The following is an 18,825-nucleotide window of genomic DNA, read 5'->3' on the forward strand; positions in this document are numbered from 1 at the left end:
TTCAGTTCAATATCAGTTGAATTTGCTGCCCGGGGCGTATGGGTGTACCGGCAGGCAGCGATTGTTTCACCACCCGTCCTGTGCCCGTGAAATAGACTTTCAATCCTTTATTTTCCAGCAACCGCACAGCATCCCTGAGGCCAACGCCAGTAAGATCAGGCATCTGGTCATCGGCCGGTTTGTCGCCTCCAGATGTGGTAGTTTGCTTGTCGAGCACATAAACCGGAACTGCTGGCCAGTTGGCCGTCAGCAGCCGGGCACGCGTGGAAAGCGTGCGTACGCCCCAACGAATGCTGTCAACCCGGGGCTCAGGCATGCGGGGTGTGGCGTTGGGCTCCTGGTGCAGCGCATACAGCTGATCGGCAATCTTGCGGAATACCGGCGCAGCCACATCAGCACCATAATAAATTCGCGGATGCGGTTGGCTACGAACCACTACAATACAGGAATACTGCGGATCATCCGCCGGGAAATAACCTACAAAACTGGATTGATATACCTTATTGCTGTATCCGGCGCGGCCATCGGCAACCAAAGCCGTACCCGTTTTCCCTGCAACAGGATAAGGTGCTCCCTGAAACGGCTTCCGGGCCGTACCATCTGTAACTACGGTTCGCAACATCTGTTGTACCTGATGCAGAACGGTATCGGAACAAATTTTTTCTACTTTTTCCGGTGCAAAGGTTTGCACGGGTGTGCCATATTCCTCGATGGATTTTACCAGATAAGGCTTCATCATCCAGCCATCATTGGCTACGGCATTATACAAGGTGAGCATTTGCAGGGGACTTACAAGTACTTCATATCCAAAACCCATCCAGGGTAATGTGGTGGCACTCCAGGTACGCGATTGTGGTGTTTTGATCAGGGGTTGCTGTTCACCTATCAAATCAATTCCGGTTTGGCGATCGAGCCGCAATGCCTGCAGATGCCGGATAAACTTCATGGGATGATCTTTATAGAGGTAGGCCAGCTGGGAGAATCCCACGTTGGAACTCAGATCCAAAGCTCTGGTAATGGTAACCCAGGTTTCGTTATGTTTTTCCGCATCATAGACCGTACGGTTTCCGAATTTCAATTCGCCACGATATAGGTTGACCCGGGTCTGCGGTGTGACAAGATGGTCTTCAAGCACAGAAATTAAAGTAGCCAGTTTAAAGATGGAACCGGGTTCTGTATTCATCAATGCGTAATTGTAATCTTCCCAGTAAGAGCCATCGGGTTGACGCCCCAGATTGGCTATGGCTTTGATTTGCCCGGTTTTGACTTCCATCACCACACAGGTACCGTATTGCCCCTGCACCGAATCCAGCATTTGATACAAAGCCTGTTCGGCAATATCCTGGATATATACATCGATGGTGGTCACAATATCTTTTCCGTTTTCAGGTTCCAGCGTATAACCATCCACAGGTGCATACGTGCCTGCGGCCACTTTCCGAACCAATTGCCGTCCATCCTTGCCACGCAACACGCTATCGTAGGTAGCTTCCAGGCCCACATTGGGTGCATTGGGCCGCCACAGCCCAATGGTACGATTGGCCAGTAGACCATAAGGGTTGATGCGTTTTTCATGCATTTCGGCAATCATGCCACTGCGATAACGGCCCATCCGGAAAAGAGGAAGCTGCTGCAATTGCTGATAGGTTTTCAGATCCACATCTTTTTTAAACAAAAGATATCTTTCTCGGCTTCGGTAGGCTTTCCATAAAAATGCCCGGTACCAGGAAGCTGAATGATCGCGGAACAATTCAGCCAAACCGATAGACAGCGAATCAACATTTTCCCGAAATAACTTTCCCTGATCAGCCCGCAACCCATCGGCCATCATGTCGAGATGAATATCAAAAAACGGGACTGATGTGGAAAGCATTTCTCCATCATCTGAATAAATGGTGCCCCGTTCGGCATCCATCGTCACATATCGTTCCTGCAAGCTATCGGCCATACTTCTCCAATAATTGCCTTGAATATGTTGGATAATGAATATTTTTCCCAAAATGATTACACCCAAAACCACCATTCCCAGGAAGCTCAAATAAACCCGCCATAGAATATCCTGTTTGATATCCATGTTTCAGTTTGTTGTATCTACTACCAGCACAAATGGAGGTTGCAGTGATGCACTCCAGCCCCAGGGAGCTACCTGGCGGGCCACTTCGCTGTATTTGCTTTGAAACATCACATCGCTTTTGGCTTCCAGGTATTTCCAATGCAGGGCTTTCACTTCCTTTTGCAATTGGTTCAGGGTTCTGATTTTCTTTTCTGCCTGATGGCCGTTGGCGATATAAATCAATGCCAGGCACGACAGGTAAAACACATAAGGCAGATGCTGGATAATCCATTCGTGCCGGAACAATATTCGCCGGTAAGCCGGCACATTTCTTTTCGGTTGATTCCCGGAGCCCGCTGTGTTTGTAACAGATTGTGATTGCTGTTGCCTGTTTGCCATCAGGAAAACATTTATGAAAAAAGATTTATGTTCAAGCCAAAGGGTTTGTCATTCAGGATGGTAGGGGTAATTTTTCTGCCACGCGCAATCGGGCACTCGATGATCTGGGATTGCGTTCCACTTCAGCCGGTGTGGGCTGCAAGGGCTTTCGGGTAATCAGGCGAAACATCGTTTGGCGTTCAGTCATCACAGATTCTTGTCCAAGTAACTCCCCTTTCATAAACTGCTTCACGATGCGGTCTTCCAGAGAATGAAAACTGATGACTACCAACCTTCCACCCGGTCGAAGCACTTCTGCAGCTTGTTGCAGAAAGCTTTCAAGCGCATGGAGTTCATCGTTGACGGCGATACGCAAAGCCTGAAATACCCTTGCCAGATATTGATGCCTGTGGCCCCGCACCAGTGGCTCCAGCAGCTGCACCAGTTCTCCTGTGGTCTGTATGGGCTTCTGAGCACGCGCCTGCACAATGACGCGGGCTACCGTGCGTGCATTTCTTACTTCGCCATACATCTCCAGGATGCGATGCAGTTCGGCTTCTGAAACCTCACGCAACAAATCAGCCGCTGTCTGTTCCATGCGCCTGTCCATGCGCATATCCAGAGGCGCATCATACCGCAGGGAAAACCCGCGTTCTGGCGTATCAAGCTGAAACGACGATACCCCCAGATCAGCCAGAATGCCATCTACCGGAACAGCGTGATAGTATCGCAAAAACTGCTTGAGGTAAATAAAACTTTCCGGCACGAATACAAGCCTCTGATCCTGCAACACATGGGCACGGACGGATTCATCCTGATCAAAAGCAATCAACCTTCCGCCTTTTCCCAGTTTGCTTAAAATGGCACGGGTATGGCCTCCGCCTCCATAAGTTGCATCCACATAAATGCCATCTTCCCGGATATTCAATCCTTCCAGTACTTCCTGTACCATCACCGGCTCGTGATGAGCTTTTTCAGTGTTCATGGCTGATCTCCCCCCATCACCTTGCTGGCCAGCTGGCTAAAAGCTTCGGCTGAGAAATTATCAAAGAGCGCTTGGTATTTTTGTTTATCCCAGATCTCAATTTTGTTGGTATTGGCTGCCAGGACAATATCCCGCGACAAACCCGCATATTCCATCAGGTGTTTGGGCAATAAAATCCGCGAAGCACTGTCGAGCTCTACCAGAGTTGCCCCGGCCAGGAAATACCGTTTAAAAGCCCGCACCTGCGGATCAAAATCATTCAGCTTCTTCAGCTGCTCAAACAGCGGCATCCATTCCGACATAGGGTATAGCGACAGGCATTTTTCAAAACCCCGGTTCAGCACAAACTGGTGGCTATCCGCCTCCCCCAGTTGCTTGCGAAAACCGGTAGGCAGCAGAAAACGCCCCTTTGCATCGAGCGTGGCCTCATATTCTCCCAAAAAGCCTGTCAATGCTAATTTTAAATTTTACCCACAAAATAACACTTTTTCCCACTTTTTTTCCAAAAATTTGTTCAATGAATTTTTCCACAATGTAATGTCCCGGAAGATCCTTATCTGGTGAGGATTTGATAAATCTTGGCGAAAAATGTTCAGAATAGCCCGTGCATAAGCTGTGAATTGAAGTGCATGAAAGGTGAATAACTATAAAAGTACGGTAAAATCAAGGTTTTTCCTTAGCTCAATGGATTAATTGTGGGATTCCGCACCGATTGCAGGGAATCTGTATATTTGCAGGCTTCATGAAGCATCGCATGATCATACGTACAGCTATAAGCATGCTGATAGCAGCTACGCTGATAGTCGGTTGCTCCCCCCTGGCTAAAATTGAAAAAAGCGGGGACTATCAGAAAAAGCTCGCTTATGCCAATGAATTGTATGCCCGGAAAAAATATACCCAGGCTCATGATTTGTATGAATCCCTGTTAACGGTTTACAAGGGTACCACCCAGTTCGAGAATCTCTATTACCGTTATGCCTATTCCACCTACTACATGAAAGATTACATACAGGCCGCCTTTCATTTCAAAAATTTTGTGGATTATTTTCCCAACAGCCCACATGCTGCCGAAATGGCTTTCATGCAAGCTTACTGTTTTTACAAGCTATCTCCCCGGGTGGAGCTTGATCAAAGCAATACGGAGAAAGCCATTGGACTAATGCAACAGTTTATTGACACCTATCCTGAGTCTGACAAGGTAGAAGAGGCCAATAAAATCATTGATGCTTGCAGGGCAAAATTGGAAGAAAAAGAATATCGCGCCGCCATGCTATATTACAACTTAGGGTATTACCAGGCAGCCGCCATTACCTTCAACAATGTATTGCTTGATTATCCCACTTCATCCAGAAGTGATGAGTATAAATATCTGGCAATCAAATCAGAATACATGTATGCCTTGAACAGTGTGCCATCCAAGCAGGAAGAACGCTTTAACCAGGTGATAACCGATTACCTGGATTTCATGCAATATTACGCTAACAGCAAATATGCCAAGGAAGCTGCAACCTATTATCATTTAGCTCAACAAAACTTAAAATCACTTTCCCATGAGTAAGAGTAAAAAAAGCCTGGTTCACCACATCAGCCCTTCAATTGAAACCAGGAATGTGAATCAGATCAAAGAAAAAACCGGCAATATCTATGAATCCATTGCCATTATTGCCAAAAGGGCCAATCAGATAAATGTAGCTCTGAAGGAAGAGCTGCATGCCAAGCTGGAAGAGTTTGCCAGTCACAGCGACAGCCTGGAGGAAGTGCATGAAAACAAGGAACAAATTGAGATTTCCAGATATTACGAAAGGTTGCCCAATCCGGCTCTTCAGGCTACTCAGGAATTTTTGGAAGACAAGATTTATTATCGCAAAGAAGAAGATCAGGATTTATTCAGTTAATGAGTTGATGTTTTATCTTCATGCTGGAGGGTCAGACCATCGTACTCGGCGTAACCGGCAGTATTGCAGCTTATAAATCTGCTGAGCTGGTGCGATTGCTGGTTAAGGAAGGTGCGCGTGTAAAGGTGGTCATGACACCCGAGGCCCGACAGTTTATTACTCCACTCACCTTGTCCACGCTTTCCCGTCACCCGGTTTATACTGAAGTGGCTACCGATGATGAATGGCATAACCATGTGATGCTGGGGAGGGAAGCCGATTTGCTATTGATTGCGCCGGCAACAGCTCATACCCTTGCCAAAATGGCTACCGGCTTATGCGATAATCTGCTGCTGGCCACTTATTTATCCGCTACTTGTCCAGTAATGGCAGCACCCGCTATGGATGAAGATATGTGGTGGCATCCGGCTACCCGCGATGCCCTAAATAAATTACAAAGTTTCGGGGTGGATGTGCTGGAAGTGGATCATGGCGATCTGGCCAGCGGCCTGCAGGGATGGGGACGCATGCTGGAACCCCAGCAAATCGTTCAATCCATTCTGGAACGATGGATAAAACCCACCCAACTACTGAAAAATAAAAAAGTACTGGTTACGGCAGGACCGACCCGTGAACCCATCGATCCGGTACGTTATATCAGCAATCATTCTTCCGGCAAAATGGGATTTGCTCTGGCTAAGGTTTTTGCCTGGATGGGAGCCCAAGTACATCTGATTGCAGGCCCTACACCTGTACCACCGCCTCAGCATCCTCGCATCCGGCTTACTCGCATCGAAACCGCAGCACAACTTCAGCAAGCGTGTGAAGCCATTTTCCCGGAGATGGATATCACCGTAATGGCTGCTGCCGTAGCCGATTATCGTCCCCAACAAATAGCTTCGCAAAAAATAAAAAAACAGGATTCCCATCTGGAGCTGCAGCTGGAAAAAACCACCGATATCCTTGCAGAACTGGGAAAACGCAAACAGCCTCATCAGTGGCTGGTGGGCTTTGCACTGGAAAGCCGCCATGATGCATCGCTGGCCCGGGAAAAAATGCAACAGAAAAATCTTGACATGATCGTACTGAACAGCCTCGATGATGCCGGTGCTGGCTTTAGCGGCGACACCAATAAAATCAGTATTTTTGATCGCTTTGGCCATGAAATGCATTACCCGTTAAAACACAAGCATGGTGTCGCCCACGATATCATACAGGCTCTGCTCAGCATCATGCATCCGGCATAAGCAGCTCTTCTGCCGGAGACTCCTTTGCTTGCTGTTTGGCATTTTATTTCCCGTTGTTGCATTTCATTCATTAAAAGCACAGGAATTACAGGCTCAGGTGCGTGTTATCCACGACCGCATCAAAGGCGTGGACGATGCTACTTTTCAGCGCTTTCAGGCTGATGTATCAAGCTTCCTGAATGATCGCAAATGGACAAGTGATAATTACCTGCCTTATGAACGAATCCAATGCAATTTTGTTTTCAATTTCACACAATATGCCGGGGATAATATTTTTTCTGTTCAGCTAACCGTTCAATCATCTCGCCCTATTTACAATACCAACTATCAATCGCCTGTGTTCAATTATCTCGATCAGAATGTAAGCTTCCGGTATATCATCAATCAACCTCTTGAATTCAATGAAAACCGCATTTCTGGGAATGATGCACTTCAGGCCAATCTTACGGCCGTATTGGCTTATTATGTGTACATTATCCTGGGCCTTGATGCCGATTCATTCTCCCCGCGCGGGGGCGTACCTTATTTCCAGAAAGCACAGTATATCGTAAACAATGCACCGGAAGACAGTCGCTACATCAGCGGATGGAAACCTTTTGAAGGCAATCGGAACCGATACTGGCTGGTAGATAACCTGCTCAATAACCGGCTGCAGATTTTTCATAGCGTGATGTATCAATATTACCGGCTGGGGCTCGACAGGATGTATGATGATCCTGTCAATGCGCGCATGAGTATCCTTACATCGCTATCTTCACTTTATACCATGAATCAAGACAATCCCAATACCATGATTCTTCAGTTGTTTATGCTGGCAAAAGCCGATGAGCTGGCTAATCTGTTTTCCGATGCCCCGTTGAATGATAAACAACGGGCTCTTCAAATCCTTACCCAGCTTGATCCGGAACACACCTCCTTGTACACCCAGAAGCTGCAGTGAATATGAAAAATAGGATCCGACAACGAATCATGCATTGGATTTATGCAGTTGCATGTCTGATCATGATTGCGGGATGCAAACATCATGAGCGGGTTCCCAAATCATACATTCAGCCTGAAGAAATGAAAAATATATTGCTCGATATGCAAGCTGCACAAGCTTATGTGGATAACATGCCTTATGATTCCCTGCATCCGCGTCAAGAAAAACTAAAATACTATTACCAGCAAATTCTGGAATTGTATCACCTGAATCATCAGCAGTTCATGAGAAGCTACGAATATTATGTGATGCATCCGGTAATCATGAAAATGGTGTACGATAGCTTGCTGGCCGATGTGAAAAGAAGGCAGGTTATAGTGGATTCCTTACTGATAAAAAAACGTTTTCAGCATCCGATTGAAAAATAGTCCATGCCGAAACTGATGCTCGACGGAAATATTTTCTCCACGGATAGTTATTTATTCACTTTCCGGAACAGAGCATTTCGTTATGGCGATGGTTTTTTTGAAACCATCAAATGCGTGAAGGGAAAAATCTTATGGTGGAAATATCACGAATTACGCATACAGAAAAGCCTGCAAGTGCTGCAGATGCAAACCCTGTCCACTGCAGCATATGCAAAGTTGAAAAATGATGTGCTACGGCTTTGTGAGATCAATCATTGCCAGGATGCTGCACGCGTGCGCATGAGTTTTTTTCGTCATGATGGAGGTAAATACACGCCCGAATCTAACCAATTGCATGTTTTGATAGAAGCTGAACCGCTTGTTTCACACACATTCTTGGCAACAGGTATTATCGGGGGAATCGCACAAGTAGAAAAACCTTTATCTTCACTTGCTTCGTTGAAATCCCTGCAATGCCTGCCTTATATCCTGGCCGGCATGGAAGCCCGCCAGCAGGGATGGCACCAGGCAATTTTGCAAAATACCGCCGGAAGAATTGCGGAAACTCATATTGCCAATATCTTTTGTGTACATCATCAGCAGATATTTACTCCGCCTCTTTCCGAAGGATGCGTAGATGGTATCATTCGCAAAGTATTGATCTGTACTGCATTGCCATGGCCTATCTATGAACAGCCTATTGACCCGAAACAATTATGGAATGCAGATGAAGTATTTTGTACAAACACCATTCAGGGTATTCAATATTTTAAAAAAATCAATGACCATATCTACGGCCCGCCTCGCATAGCTGCTGCCCTGGCCGAATGGCTCAGCACCCAGGAAAATGAACCTGCCGAACTTTAATTTGTTATGAAAATGTATGAGGCCTCGAGTAAATATATGCTGGCTACGCCGGGATTTGCGTCTGCACGATCAGGCTGCACTTTACCATGCCCTGCGCAAAGGCATACCCGTCATCGTGATTTTTATCTTCGACCGACACATCCTGGACGAGCTCGATGATCCGCAAGACCGGAGAATGACATTCATTTACACACAACTGGAAAAAATCAATCAGCAACTCATAGCCTTAGGATCCAGCTTGATAACTTTTTACGACACGCCGCTGGATGCTTTCCAGAAACTGATTCAGCAATTTCATGTGCAGGAAGTTTATACTAACCGGGATTATGAACCTTATGCACGCAAACGTGATGAACAGATTGCAACTTTTTTGCAGGAAAAAGGAATGGCATTTTACGATTTCAAAGATCAGGTGATTTTTGACCGGGATGAAATCCTGAAATCCGATGGCACGCCCTATACGGTGTACACGCCTTATAGCAAACAATGGAAGCAAAAACTGAATACGTTTTATTTACAATCATATCCTGTTGAACAATATCTGGGAAATTTATTTCAGATGCCGGCTCAGCCTTTGCCGCCTTTGGAAAGCATGGGATTTCAGCGCCTGCAAATAGCATTTCCGCCTGAGGAACCAGATGAAAACATCATCAGGCATTATCATGAATGGCGCGACTATCCAGCTATGAATGGTACCACAAAAATGAGTGTACATCTGCGGTTTGGAACCATAAGCATTCGTGAGCTGGTGAGAAAAGCACGGGCATTAAATGAAAAATATCTTAATGAACTCATCTGGCGCGAGTTCTACCAGATGATCCTCTGGCATTTCCCACACGTCGTACATCAATGCTTCAAGCCGGAATACGATCGGATAGAATGGCTGAATGATGAAGAAGCTTTTCGGCGCTGGTGCGAAGGACGCACAGGTTGCCCGATGGTAGATGCCGGCATGCGACAACTGAATGCTACTGGTTACATGCACAACCGCCTGCGCATGATCACTGCAAGCTATCTGACGAAAAACCTGCTGATTGACTGGCGATGGGGCGAGGCGTATTTTGCCAAACAACTGCTGGATTACGATCTGGCTTCCAATAATGGAGGCTGGCAATGGTCGGCCGGCTGTGGATGTGATGCGGCTCCTTATTTCCGGCTGTTTAATCCCGACCTTCAGGCGCAACGTTTTGACCCGGATTATCAGTTCATCAAACAATGGGTGCCGGAATACGGATCACCGGAATATCCGGCTCCGCTAATTTCCCATCAGGAAGCCCGCAAGCGCTGCCTGGATGCTTACGCTCGGGCTTTGCAGGATAAGATGAAACCCGCACACTGAATCAGGCTGCAAATAAGGAAAGCGATGGCGCTGCTGCCAGCATGCCATTGCGGATGGCTTCGCGTTGCAATGCTGCTATAGCTTTTTTACCTTCATCCTGCAGAGAAAGGCTGTATTCATTCACATATAAATCAATATGCTGGCGCATGACCTGTTCGTCCATAGCCTGGGCATGTTGCCTGACAAATGCAGAAACCTGCGGATATTGAGCATACGCATGCTCCAGGCTCTTGCGTATCCATCCATTCACTTCGTGCATCAGCGCAGGCGGAAAACTGCGTTTCATAGCAATGCAACCCAGTGGAATCGGTGCACCCGTATGTTGTTCCCAATAATCGCCCAGATCCAGCAGCTTCACAAGCCCTTTCTGCTGATAGGTAAAACGATTTTCATGAATAATAACACCCGCATCCACATCGCCCCGCAGAATAGCATCTTCAATTTCGGAAAACAACATAGGCCGGAGCTGAGCTACATTCGGAAAAGCAAAATGCAACAACATATTGGCTGTGGTATGCACGCCTGGAATAGCAATCCGCAACAATGGTATTTGCTCCAACGGCAGTTGCCGAGCAGCTATGAGCAAAGGACCACAGCCCTTGCCCAGCGCACTTCCTGCATCCAGCATCACATATTGGTCAGCTACCTGCAGATAGGCCAGGCAACTGAGTTTCGTAATATCAAGTTTGCCCTGTTTCGCCCATTGATTCAACGTTTCCACATCCTCCAGATATACTTCAAACTCCACATTTCCTGTATCGATTTTGTGATTAACCAATGCATCAAAAATGAATGTATCATTCGGACAGGGAGAAAAGCCAAGACTTAGTTTCATCTTATGCTGGTTTTATATCCAAACCAAAATTAAAGCATTTGCAGTTGTTCCGGCCAGGCGAGCAGCCAGTGCTGCAACGTCTGATGCAAACTGGCCAGGGCTTCTGCTATCTTCCATTTGCTTTTATCACGGGGCTCCACGTAATTGGAAATCGCCCGTAGCTGCATAAATGGCACCTGCATGTGCAGGCATACATAATGAAAAGCAGCGCCTTCCATGGTTTCAATCTGGGGTTGATACAAAGCCACCCGCCTGGCAATGGTTGCAGCCGATCCGGATACGGTCTGTACGGTAACACCTTTGACGACAGGAACCGCCAGATTCCGGAACCTTTTCAGATAAGGGTTTACCAGCCATCCCTGCTCAAAGGGAAATGCATCCGGTGACTCCAGACCCAGTGAAAAAATATCCAAAAAACAATCGTGATCTTCAGCTCCCAGATCAGCCAGCCGCTCACGTTCCACCGCCACTACAGAACCCGGCGCCAGCTTCACATCATAACTACCCGCCAGCCCGATCTGTAAAATCCAATCAGGCTTTTCTTTCTCCAGCTCCCGCGTAAGATGAAAAACAGTAGCCACTGCGCCTACTCCGGTGATTTTTATTACAATATCATGACCCCGAAACCTATATTTTTGTTGGCCTGTCTGTTGTGAATCCGACTCGAGCCAGGAAATCAAAGGTTGTATTTCCATTGCCGTTGGTGCTGTAACCCAGATGTGCATGATATACTCTTAGTTGTTTGAACAATTTGATTGAACCTTTGTTAATCAATCGATGCTTTTTTCAGCAATGAAGTTTGCCTAATTTTGAACAAAGGTATGTATCATGATGTATATTACCAGAAGAGTACATTTCAATGCAGCACACAAGCTTTATAACCCTGCATGGAGTAAGGAAAAGAATGAAGAAGTGTTTGGAAAATGTGCAAATGAAAACTGGCATGGACATAATTACGTATTGTATGTAACCGTAAAAGGTGAAATAGATCCTGAAACAGGTTATGTGACAGATGCCAAAGCATTACATGAACTCATCCAACGAAAAATATTAGATCAGGTCGATCACAGGAATTTAAATCTGGATGTGCCCTTTATGAAAGGTAAAATCTGTTCAACGGAAAATTTTGCAAAAGCCATCTGGGAACAACTGGCACCGGAAATCAGGCAAGGCAAACTGCATTGTGTGAAGCTCTATGAAACGGAAAATATTTATGTAGAATATTTTGGCGATTAACTGCATTTGTTCATGTTCTTAATTGCATCACATGTCATACAAAAAAATCGAACAGTACGAAGAAAAAATTACCTCTCATCTGGTAGAAAATTACAGGGAAACCCTGACACTGCTGGGTGAAAATCCCGATCGGGAAGGATTAAAAAAAACACCGCATCGTGTAGCTAAAGCCATGCAATATCTTACACAGGGATATCACATGGATCCAAAAGCGATTCTGGAATCCGCAAAATTTAAGGAGTCGTTCAGTGAAATGGTGCTGGTGAAAGATATTGAATTGTATTCCTTGTGTGAACATCATTTGTTGCCTTTCTTTGGGAAAGCTCACGTAGCCTACATTCCAAATGGATATATCGTTGGCCTGAGTAAAATTGCAAGGGTGGTTGATTGTTTTTCCAGAAGGCTGCAGGTACAGGAAAGACTTACCCATCAGATTCTGGATGCCATTCAGGATGTGCTTCATCCTCTGGGGGTGGCAGTTGTCATTGAAGCCCAGCATCTTTGCATGATGATGCGGGGTGTGCAGAAGCAAAACTCGGTAACCACCACTTCTGCTTTTTCCGGACAGTTTGAGGATGAACGCACCCGCTCAGAATTCATCAGGCTGATCAGTGCCGATCTGATGCACCGATAAAATACATTTGGATGTTGCGTGATTTCATCTGATTTTTGCGTGGCAAAAATTCTGTTCATTTTTGCCACACAATGATCTGTACACATGAAGCATGCTGTTGTTTTTCCGGGACAGGGATCCCAGTTCAGGGGAATGGGTAAAGCATTGTATGAACGCTATGCTGCCGCAAGGGATTTGTTTGAAAATGCCAATGAGATATTGGGTTTCAGGATATCTGATCTGATGTTTGAAGGCAGTGAGGAAGAATTGAAGCAAACCCGTGTGACTCAGCCTGCCATATTTCTGCATTCCATTGTGGCCTTTCTGATGCATCCGGAAATAAAGATGGATATGGTAGCTGGCCATTCACTGGGCGAATTCACAGCCCTGGTGGCTGCCGGTGTATTGAGTTTTGAAGATGGATTGCAGCTCGTGGCAGCCCGGGCTCAGGCCATGCAGGAAGCCTGCAGCCTCCAGCCCTCGGGCATGGCAGCCGTGCTGGGCATGGACGACGAACAGGTGGAACGAATTTGTGCATCCATTGAAGGAGAAACCGTAGTGGCAGCAAATTACAATTGCCCCGGACAGCTGGTAATCTCCGGTACCCAACAGGGTATTGCCATGGCCTGTGAAAAGCTGAAAGCTGCCGGTGCCCGCCGGGCCCTGCCTTTGCCGGTAAGCGGAGCTTTTCATTCTCCGTTGATGGAGCCTGCCCGCGAAAAATTGCAGAAAGCTATTGCAGCCGTGGAATTTCATACGCCCTCCTGCCCTATCTATCAAAACGTGAATGCATCCGCAACCACCGATCCCGCCTTGATCCGCGAACAACTTATTGCCCAACTTACCAGCCCGGTGAAATGGACCCAAACCATCCGCATGATGATTGCCGACGGTGCACGCGACTTCACAGAGGTTGGACCCGGAAAGGTGTTATCGGGGTTAATTCAAAAAATTGACTCCTCTGTACAGACCCATCAGGTCCAGGAATAAACATTACCAATCGAGCTGGCAGGTAAGCCATTCGCTGCTGATGCGGGCGCCATATTTTTCGTAGAAACGGATAGCCGGCTCATTCCAGTCGAGCACCTGCCAGGTCATGCCGCTCAACCCCCTGGCTTTGGCTTCCTGAATACACCGTTCAAACAATTGTTTCCCAATGCCCTTGCCCCGCATATCTTGCGTAACAATAATATCTTCCAGATACAGGCGCTGCCCTTTCCAGGTGGAAAACCGAATGTAATAAAGCGCCATTCCCACGATCCGGCCTGAATCATCTTCTGCTACAAAGGCCCACCAAACGGGATTTGCTCCAAATCCGCTTTCCGTGAAATGCTCCAGGGTGATGGTAACTTCATGAGGTGCTCGCTCAAAAGCGGCTAATTCCTTTACAAGAGCTATCATCTGCGGACAATCGGCCTTTACGGCCTTGCGAATCCTTACTGACATAGGCTTGTAAAAATACAGATTGTGCCCTATTCCGGAACGTTAGGTATGCAATAGCTCTGATAACGCAGTATAGATATCGGGAAAAGAATACTGAAAACCTTCGCGCTGCAGCTTCTGTGCGGATACCCGCACGCTCTTCAACACTTCCGTACTCATCTCGCCCAGCAGCAAACGAAGCATAAAGGCCGGCACGTGAAAGGGCACGAAATATTGTTTTTTAAGCATACGGGCCAAAGTGAGCATCAGGTCTTTTTGCATCACCGGCTCGGGGGCTACGGCATTGTACGGACCTTTCATCTGTTCAGTAATCAATGCATTGGCGTAGAGCCGGCAAAGATCATGAATATGAATCCAGCTAATCCATTGTGTACCACTGCCTAAAATAGGAGCCACTCCCCAGCGAAGTGCCTTTAAAAAAGGTGCAAGAAAGCCTCCCTGCCTGCTTAAGACGATTCCCGTGCGCAACATGACTACCCGAACAGAAAGGCTTTCAAATCTTTGTGCATGTGCTTCCCATTCCATGCAAGTCTTTGCCAGAAAATCATGCCCCGGTGCATCTGTTTCCTCAAACCAGCGATCCTGCGAAGCATTATAATATCCAATGGCAGACGCACTGATCAGGGCTTTCAGCCGGTGTGGATGATGTGAAAAAACATCAAACAGCAAATCAAGTGTATGCGTGCGGCTGAGCAGCAATTCCTGCTTGCGTGCGGCCGTCCATCTTTTTTCTGCAACATTCGCCCCGGCCAGATGAATCAGGTAATCCGCATCCAGCAAATCATTCACCGGCAACTCTCCACGCTGAGGATTCCACAACAGGTATTGGACACCGGGCTTATCCCCGCGCATGCTGCGGGTGAGCAACTTGATATGATATCCCCTCTGCTGCAGGATGTTCACCAGCGATTGCCCAATTAATCCGGTACCACCGGTCATTAAAACAGTTGGCATACCACCAAATTAGGATTTATACGCAAAAACCGAAACAAACGTTTAACAACGCAACAGACAACCCGTGCATCACCTGCATCGTTAAGAGAGATTTAAAATCCGGAAAAAAATTTCCTCAACCATAAAAATCAGTTTAATTTTTGCAAGGAAAATCTACCAGATGAATTATGTTTGTTTACCCAATTCCACACATAATCTGTAAAAATAAAACGCATATGTCTGGCAGATTCAATGGTATCAATATCCTGCTGAAGGGCTGTCTGGCCGCAATATTGCTGCTGCATATCAACAGCTATGCACAAAAAATATTTTACTCCCAGCCTGAACGGGATGATTCCCGCAACACCGCATTTGAAATTATCGGGAAAGTAGGCCAGCACATTCTGGTTTACAAAGACAATAATGGTGATGAAGCTATCTCCATTTATGATGATGAAATGAATCCTGTAAACCGGGTTCCGTTAAGGTTCAGGTATAACCTGCTGAATGTTGATTTTATCAATTATCCGAACCAATTCATACTCATCTACCAATATCAATATCGCCGTTATGTGTATTGTTATGGTATGATCATGGATGAAAATGCCAGCATCAAGGGTCAGCCCGTACTGATTGATTCTACAGACGTAGGTTTTGGCAACTTGAAACATAAATTATATTCCGTTACATACAGTGATGATAAACAACGCATCCTGGTTTACAAAATCAATCAAAACAAGGAGCTCACCAATATTTTTTATACCTTTTTACTAAACGATCAGCTGCAGTTGCTCAACAACAGCCGTGTTTCGCTTCCTATGGAAAACAGAAAAGATTATTTAACCGGCTTTAACCTGGATAATGAAGGCAATTTTGTATTTGTAAAGGTAGGCAAAGCCAATAACAAAGACCTCGCGTCAGATGCATGGATGGTGTGCAAGCCGGCGTATGAGGATACGTTTTACACTGCACCCATTTCTTTAAACCGCCGATATGTTGATGAGTTTAAACTGAAACTGGATAACGATCATCACCTGGGTTACGCTGTTTCATTTTATTATGATGGCCGAAAAAATGATGTAACTGGACTTTGTTATGTGCGTTATCGTTATCTGGATGATAGCGTGGACATTGTGCGGTTTATACCGTTTGATGATAATCTGAAAGCAGCTGCACGCAATGGTGCTGCCCGCGATGATGCATTTGATGAATATTTTTTACGGCAATTGATACTGAAAAGTGATGGAGGATTTCTAATCACTGCTGAATCATTTTATTCAAGCTCAGGCTATAATCCATGGAATCGATGGGATTATCTCTATGGCCCTTACACATTGTATCCATATTATGATTTTTATTACACGCCCTTTTCGCCGTGGTTTTACAGTCCTTTTTACCGGAGCATGGGCTACAGCCGATTTCATTACAACGATATTGCAGTCCTATCATATGACGGAACAGGCAAGCTGGAGTGGAGCAATTTTGTAAGAAAAGATCAGTATGATGACCAAACCGATGACTTTCTTTCCTATCAGTTGATGAACACCGGGCTGGCGTTGCATTTTCTGTATAATGAGCCTTACAGACGTTCCTATATTCTTCGGGATGTAACCATTACGCCTGACGGGAAATTAAACATGCAACCCACCATGCGCAGCCTTGACCGGGGATATGTGTTTATGCCTCGTTATGGGAAACAAATCAGTGCAAATGAAACCGTGATTCCCTGCATATACCGGAATTTCGTTTGCTTTGCAAAAATTCAATTCTGACGTGACGCATTTGTTTCGGTCGGGCAATCCATCCACACTGATATGGCTGATGCTGTATGCATTGGGAGTGAAAATTATTTTTCTGATTCACCCTTTACCGGTTATGCCCGATCCACATGCGGGCTTTCTATACAATTATCTGGTCTCGGCTTTGCATCATGATTTGCAGTGGGGAAATGGACATTTCCAATGGATTGCAATATTGTTGCTTTTTATTCTGGCATTGGAGCTCAATCAGCTGTTGATTCGCTATCATCTTCTGCCGGGAAGAAATTACTATCCTGCCATGAGTTTTTTGTTGCTCAGCACTTTTCATCCGGCATGGAATCAAATGTCTGCTTCTTTGGTGGCCTGTTGCTTTTTGCTACCGTCGCTTGGTATTGTTTTTCATCCCGATCAGCCATCCATCGGGCGTGCACAGATTTACAATGCAGGGCTTATGCTTGGTATAGCCAGTTTGATATCTGTTTCTTTCAGCATCTTTTTGATATTGCTGTGTTTGGTAATGATGGTCAATAGACCTTTTCGGATAGCCGAATGGTTACTGGTAATGATGGGATGGCTTACTCCGATTTATTTTTATGCAGTAGGCAGTTTTTTGCTTAATCATTTCTCCTGGCAAATCTGGAAGTTTACCATAAACTGGCAATGGCATACGGATTGGCTCAATCAATGGGTAACGGTGAGTTTGGTTGTGTTAGGATTGATGTTTGTAATCGGATTGGGATTGGTTTGGCATCATATGTCAGGAATGACGATTCAGGTGCGGAAAAGCTGGATCTTGTTGCTTTGTTTTGGAATCCTTGCAACTGCTCTTGTGTTGTGGGATGGGTTTTCTTCCATGGCTTATTGGCTTCCGCTGGTAATCGTCATTTCAGCGTTTTCCAGCAATCTGTGGTGGTATGTGCCTGTACATCGCCTGAAATGGAGCATCAATCTGCTGCATGTTTTCCTGATTTTGCTTGCATGGGCTGTTATTTACCTACCTGTTCATCAACCCCAGATCAACCTTTTCCCCTGGAACAGGCATTTCTAATGGCATTTTCAACAGGAATAGTACCTTTGTAGATGTTTGCACATAAGCTTTGTGCGCTTATTCCGATAAAATGCCAGACAGCATGAAATTTGGCGTTGTCACATTTCCCGGTTCCAATTGCGATCAGGACATGATAGATGCCCTGCATGCCATGGGGCAACAGGTCATCCGTTTATGGCATAAAGACACAGATCTTTCGGCTTTTTCCACTGACGATATGATTATCCTCCCGGGTGGATTTTCATACGGGGATTACCTGCGTTGCGGTGCCCTGGCTCGCTTCAGCCCTATCATGTCTTCGATTATTGCTTTTGCTCGCCAGGGTGGAAAAGTGCTGGGTGTGTGCAACGGATTTCAAATTCTTTGTGAAGCCCATTTGCTGCCGGGGGTTTTGCTGCCCAATGCCGGGCGTAATTTCATCTGTCGAAACACCTATATCATCAGCAGGCAGCCACACACCCTGCTCACACGCAAGGCAGCTCATCGCCCGCTGCTGGTGCCCATTGCCCATGCAGAAGGCAGATACTATGCAGATGAAGATACCATCGAAAACCTGTTTGCCAACGGCCAGGTCATATTTCAGTATTGTAATGAGCACGGGGAAGTATCTGCAACCAGCAATCCCAATGGTTCCCTGCATCATATTGCAGGAATCTGCAATCGGGAAAAAAACGTATTTGGCATGATGCCTCATCCGGAACGAGCTGTGCTGGCTGAACTGGGAAATACAGATGGACGGCCGATCTTCGAATCCATCCTTTCCTACTCCTCTTCCCACCAGCTTCATTCGGCTGTGTCATAAACTGTCAGGAATCCGCATGACGAAAGACTAATGGAGTGTTAAATTCGTGGTTTTTGTTGCCTTGGTTTCAGCTATCACGTTGC

At 46.1% G+C, this 18,825-nt stretch carries 21 protein-coding genes; 13 read left to right on the forward strand and 8 right to left on the reverse strand.

All coding sequences use genetic code 11. The features are described 5' to 3' along the window. Position 1: 1 nt before the first annotated feature. From BM367_RS02835 to mraZ, 4 genes are read right to left on the reverse strand one after another with little or no spacing between them, the layout of a single operon-like run. Positions 2–2,074, reverse strand: coding sequence for a penicillin-binding protein (locus tag BM367_RS02835; protein ID WP_092457422.1), 2,073 nt, complete (start codon positions 2,072–2,074; stop codon positions 2–4). A gap of 3 nt (positions 2,075–2,077) precedes the next feature. Further along, a complete protein-coding gene (locus BM367_RS02840; protein WP_092457425.1) occupies positions 2,078–2,452 on the reverse strand; it encodes an FtsL-like putative cell division protein in 375 nt (124 codons plus the stop codon). 52 nt (positions 2,453–2,504) lie between these two features. Then, positions 2,505–3,416 (reverse strand): 16S rRNA (cytosine(1402)-N(4))-methyltransferase RsmH, encoded by a 912-nt coding sequence (rsmH, locus tag BM367_RS02845; RefSeq protein WP_092457427.1) that lies wholly within the window; start codon positions 3,414–3,416, stop codon positions 2,505–2,507. Continuing rightward, positions 3,413–3,868: a division/cell wall cluster transcriptional repressor MraZ gene (gene mraZ, locus BM367_RS02850; protein WP_092457429.1), complete on the reverse strand. Its 456-nt coding sequence runs from the start codon at positions 3,866–3,868 to the stop codon at positions 3,413–3,415. Before mraZ ends, rsmH begins: the two co-directional genes overlap by 4 nt. 290 nt (positions 3,869–4,158) lie before the next feature. Between mraZ and BM367_RS02855 the strand changes: the two genes are divergently transcribed. Genes BM367_RS02855 through BM367_RS02885 form a run of 7 tightly spaced genes read left to right on the forward strand, consistent with a single transcriptional unit; the run spans position 4,159 to position 10,072 of the window. Next, entirely contained in the window at positions 4,159–4,974 is an 816-nt protein-coding gene (locus BM367_RS02855) for an outer membrane protein assembly factor BamD (protein ID WP_092457431.1), read from the forward strand. After that, entirely contained in the window at positions 4,967–5,311 is a 345-nt protein-coding gene (locus BM367_RS02860) for a DNA-directed RNA polymerase subunit omega (RefSeq protein WP_092457434.1), read from the forward strand. The genes BM367_RS02855 and BM367_RS02860 overlap by 8 nt, the downstream gene beginning before the upstream one ends. Before the next feature lie 20 nt (positions 5,312–5,331). Beyond that, complete coding sequence (coaBC, locus tag BM367_RS02865; protein ID WP_092457437.1) at positions 5,332–6,537, forward strand: bifunctional phosphopantothenoylcysteine decarboxylase/phosphopantothenate--cysteine ligase CoaBC; 1,206 nt, start codon at positions 5,332–5,334, stop codon at positions 6,535–6,537. A 28-nt stretch (positions 6,538–6,565) separates the two neighbouring features. Further along, complete coding sequence (gene porD / locus BM367_RS02870) at positions 6,566–7,477, forward strand: type IX secretion system protein PorD (RefSeq protein WP_245759874.1); 912 nt, start codon at positions 6,566–6,568, stop codon at positions 7,475–7,477. A gap of 2 nt (positions 7,478–7,479) precedes the next feature. Continuing rightward, on the forward strand, positions 7,480–7,887 hold the full coding sequence (locus tag BM367_RS02875; RefSeq protein ID WP_092457443.1) for a DUF4296 domain-containing protein: 408 nt from the start codon (positions 7,480–7,482) through the stop codon (positions 7,885–7,887). Positions 7,888–7,890: 3 nt separating this feature from the next. Further along, entirely contained in the window at positions 7,891–8,733 is an 843-nt protein-coding gene (locus tag BM367_RS02880) for an aminotransferase class IV (protein WP_092457446.1), read from the forward strand. A 16-nt stretch (positions 8,734–8,749) separates the two neighbouring features. Next, positions 8,750–10,072, forward strand: a complete 1,323-nt coding sequence (locus BM367_RS02885; RefSeq protein WP_092457450.1) for a cryptochrome/photolyase family protein — start codon at positions 8,750–8,752, stop codon at positions 10,070–10,072. A 1-nt stretch (position 10,073) separates the two neighbouring features. Here the strand turns inward: BM367_RS02885 and BM367_RS02890 are convergent, their stop codons facing one another. Together BM367_RS02890 and mqnB are read right to left on the reverse strand one after the other, a co-directional pair. Further along, a complete protein-coding gene (locus BM367_RS02890; RefSeq protein WP_092457453.1) occupies positions 10,074–10,907 on the reverse strand; it encodes a 1,4-dihydroxy-6-naphtoate synthase in 834 nt (277 codons plus the stop codon). Positions 10,908–10,936: 29 nt separating this feature from the next. Further along, the gene (gene mqnB / locus BM367_RS02895; protein ID WP_092457456.1) at positions 10,937–11,632 is read right to left on the reverse strand and encodes a futalosine hydrolase; all 696 of its coding nucleotides are present in this window, start codon (positions 11,630–11,632) and stop codon (positions 10,937–10,939) included. A gap of 103 nt (positions 11,633–11,735) precedes the next feature. Here mqnB and BM367_RS02900 point away from each other — a divergent pair, with 103 nt between their 5' ends. The 3 genes from BM367_RS02900 (at position 11,736) to fabD (ending at position 13,746) form a co-directional block, all read left to right on the forward strand. Beyond that, positions 11,736–12,143, forward strand: coding sequence for a 6-pyruvoyl trahydropterin synthase family protein (locus BM367_RS02900; protein WP_092457459.1), 408 nt, complete (start codon positions 11,736–11,738; stop codon positions 12,141–12,143). 31 nt (positions 12,144–12,174) lie between these two features. Continuing rightward, positions 12,175–12,777, forward strand: coding sequence for a GTP cyclohydrolase I FolE (gene folE, locus BM367_RS02905; protein ID WP_092457462.1), 603 nt, complete (start codon positions 12,175–12,177; stop codon positions 12,775–12,777). An 84-nt stretch (positions 12,778–12,861) separates the two neighbouring features. Beyond that, on the forward strand, positions 12,862–13,746 hold the full coding sequence (gene fabD, locus BM367_RS02910) for an ACP S-malonyltransferase (RefSeq protein WP_092457465.1): 885 nt from the start codon (positions 12,862–12,864) through the stop codon (positions 13,744–13,746). 3 nt (positions 13,747–13,749) lie between these two features. On the opposite strand, the gene BM367_RS02915 is transcribed toward fabD, so the two are convergent. Then, on the reverse strand, positions 13,750–14,202 hold the full coding sequence (locus tag BM367_RS02915) for a GNAT family N-acetyltransferase (protein WP_092457468.1): 453 nt from the start codon (positions 14,200–14,202) through the stop codon (positions 13,750–13,752). Between the two features lie 39 nt (positions 14,203–14,241). Beyond that, entirely contained in the window at positions 14,242–15,153 is a 912-nt protein-coding gene (locus tag BM367_RS02920) for a TIGR01777 family oxidoreductase (RefSeq protein WP_092457470.1), read from the reverse strand. A gap of 215 nt (positions 15,154–15,368) precedes the next feature. Here BM367_RS02920 and BM367_RS02925 point away from each other — a divergent pair, with 215 nt between their 5' ends. The 3 genes from BM367_RS02925 (at position 15,369) to purQ (ending at position 18,742) form a co-directional block, all read left to right on the forward strand. After that, complete coding sequence (locus BM367_RS02925) at positions 15,369–16,904, forward strand: hypothetical protein (RefSeq protein ID WP_143103932.1); 1,536 nt, start codon at positions 15,369–15,371, stop codon at positions 16,902–16,904. 1 nt (position 16,905) lies between these two features. After that, positions 16,906–17,940: a hypothetical protein gene (locus BM367_RS02930; RefSeq protein WP_092457476.1), complete on the forward strand. Its 1,035-nt coding sequence runs from the start codon at positions 16,906–16,908 to the stop codon at positions 17,938–17,940. 82 nt (positions 17,941–18,022) lie between these two features. Next, on the forward strand, positions 18,023–18,742 hold the full coding sequence (purQ, locus tag BM367_RS02935; RefSeq protein WP_092460885.1) for a phosphoribosylformylglycinamidine synthase subunit PurQ: 720 nt from the start codon (positions 18,023–18,025) through the stop codon (positions 18,740–18,742). Positions 18,743–18,825 lie beyond the last annotated feature (83 nt).

It is taken from the genome of Thermoflavifilum thermophilum, assembly GCF_900116565.1.
GTDB lineage: Bacteria > Bacteroidota > Bacteroidia > Chitinophagales > Chitinophagaceae > Thermoflavifilum > Thermoflavifilum thermophilum.

Bases quoted from the DNA above. Each gene is read 5' to 3' on its own strand.
- BM367_RS02835 (WP_092457422.1), bottom strand. From the start codon at position 2,074: ATGGATATCAAACAGGATATTCTATGGCGGGTTTATTTGAGCTTCCTG.
- BM367_RS02840 (WP_092457425.1), bottom strand. From the start codon at position 2,452: ATGGCAAACAGGCAACAGCAATCACAATCTGTTACAAACACAGCGGGC.
- rsmH (WP_092457427.1), bottom strand. From the start codon at position 3,416: ATGAACACTGAAAAAGCTCATCACGAGCCGGTGATGGTACAGGAAGTA.
- BM367_RS02855 (WP_092457431.1), top strand. From the start codon at position 4,159: ATGAAGCATCGCATGATCATACGTACAGCTATAAGCATGCTGATAGCA.
- BM367_RS02860 (WP_092457434.1), top strand. From the start codon at position 4,967: ATGAGTAAGAGTAAAAAAAGCCTGGTTCACCACATCAGCCCTTCAATT.
- coaBC (WP_092457437.1), top strand. From the start codon at position 5,332: ATGCTGGAGGGTCAGACCATCGTACTCGGCGTAACCGGCAGTATTGCA.
- BM367_RS02875 (WP_092457443.1), top strand. From the start codon at position 7,480: ATGAAAAATAGGATCCGACAACGAATCATGCATTGGATTTATGCAGTT.
- BM367_RS02880 (WP_092457446.1), top strand. From the start codon at position 7,891: ATGCCGAAACTGATGCTCGACGGAAATATTTTCTCCACGGATAGTTAT.
- BM367_RS02885 (WP_092457450.1), top strand. From the start codon at position 8,750: ATGAGGCCTCGAGTAAATATATGCTGGCTACGCCGGGATTTGCGTCTG.
- BM367_RS02890 (WP_092457453.1), bottom strand. From the start codon at position 10,907: ATGAAACTAAGTCTTGGCTTTTCTCCCTGTCCGAATGATACATTCATT.
- mqnB (WP_092457456.1), bottom strand. From the start codon at position 11,632: ATGCACATCTGGGTTACAGCACCAACGGCAATGGAAATACAACCTTTG.
- BM367_RS02900 (WP_092457459.1), top strand. From the start codon at position 11,736: ATGATGTATATTACCAGAAGAGTACATTTCAATGCAGCACACAAGCTT.
- folE (WP_092457462.1), top strand. From the start codon at position 12,175: ATGTCATACAAAAAAATCGAACAGTACGAAGAAAAAATTACCTCTCAT.
- fabD (WP_092457465.1), top strand. From the start codon at position 12,862: ATGAAGCATGCTGTTGTTTTTCCGGGACAGGGATCCCAGTTCAGGGGA.
- BM367_RS02915 (WP_092457468.1), bottom strand. From the start codon at position 14,202: ATGTCAGTAAGGATTCGCAAGGCCGTAAAGGCCGATTGTCCGCAGATG.
- BM367_RS02920 (WP_092457470.1), bottom strand. From the start codon at position 15,153: ATGCCAACTGTTTTAATGACCGGTGGTACCGGATTAATTGGGCAATCG.
- BM367_RS02925 (WP_143103932.1), top strand. From the start codon at position 15,369: ATGTCTGGCAGATTCAATGGTATCAATATCCTGCTGAAGGGCTGTCTG.
- purQ (WP_092460885.1), top strand. From the start codon at position 18,023: ATGAAATTTGGCGTTGTCACATTTCCCGGTTCCAATTGCGATCAGGAC.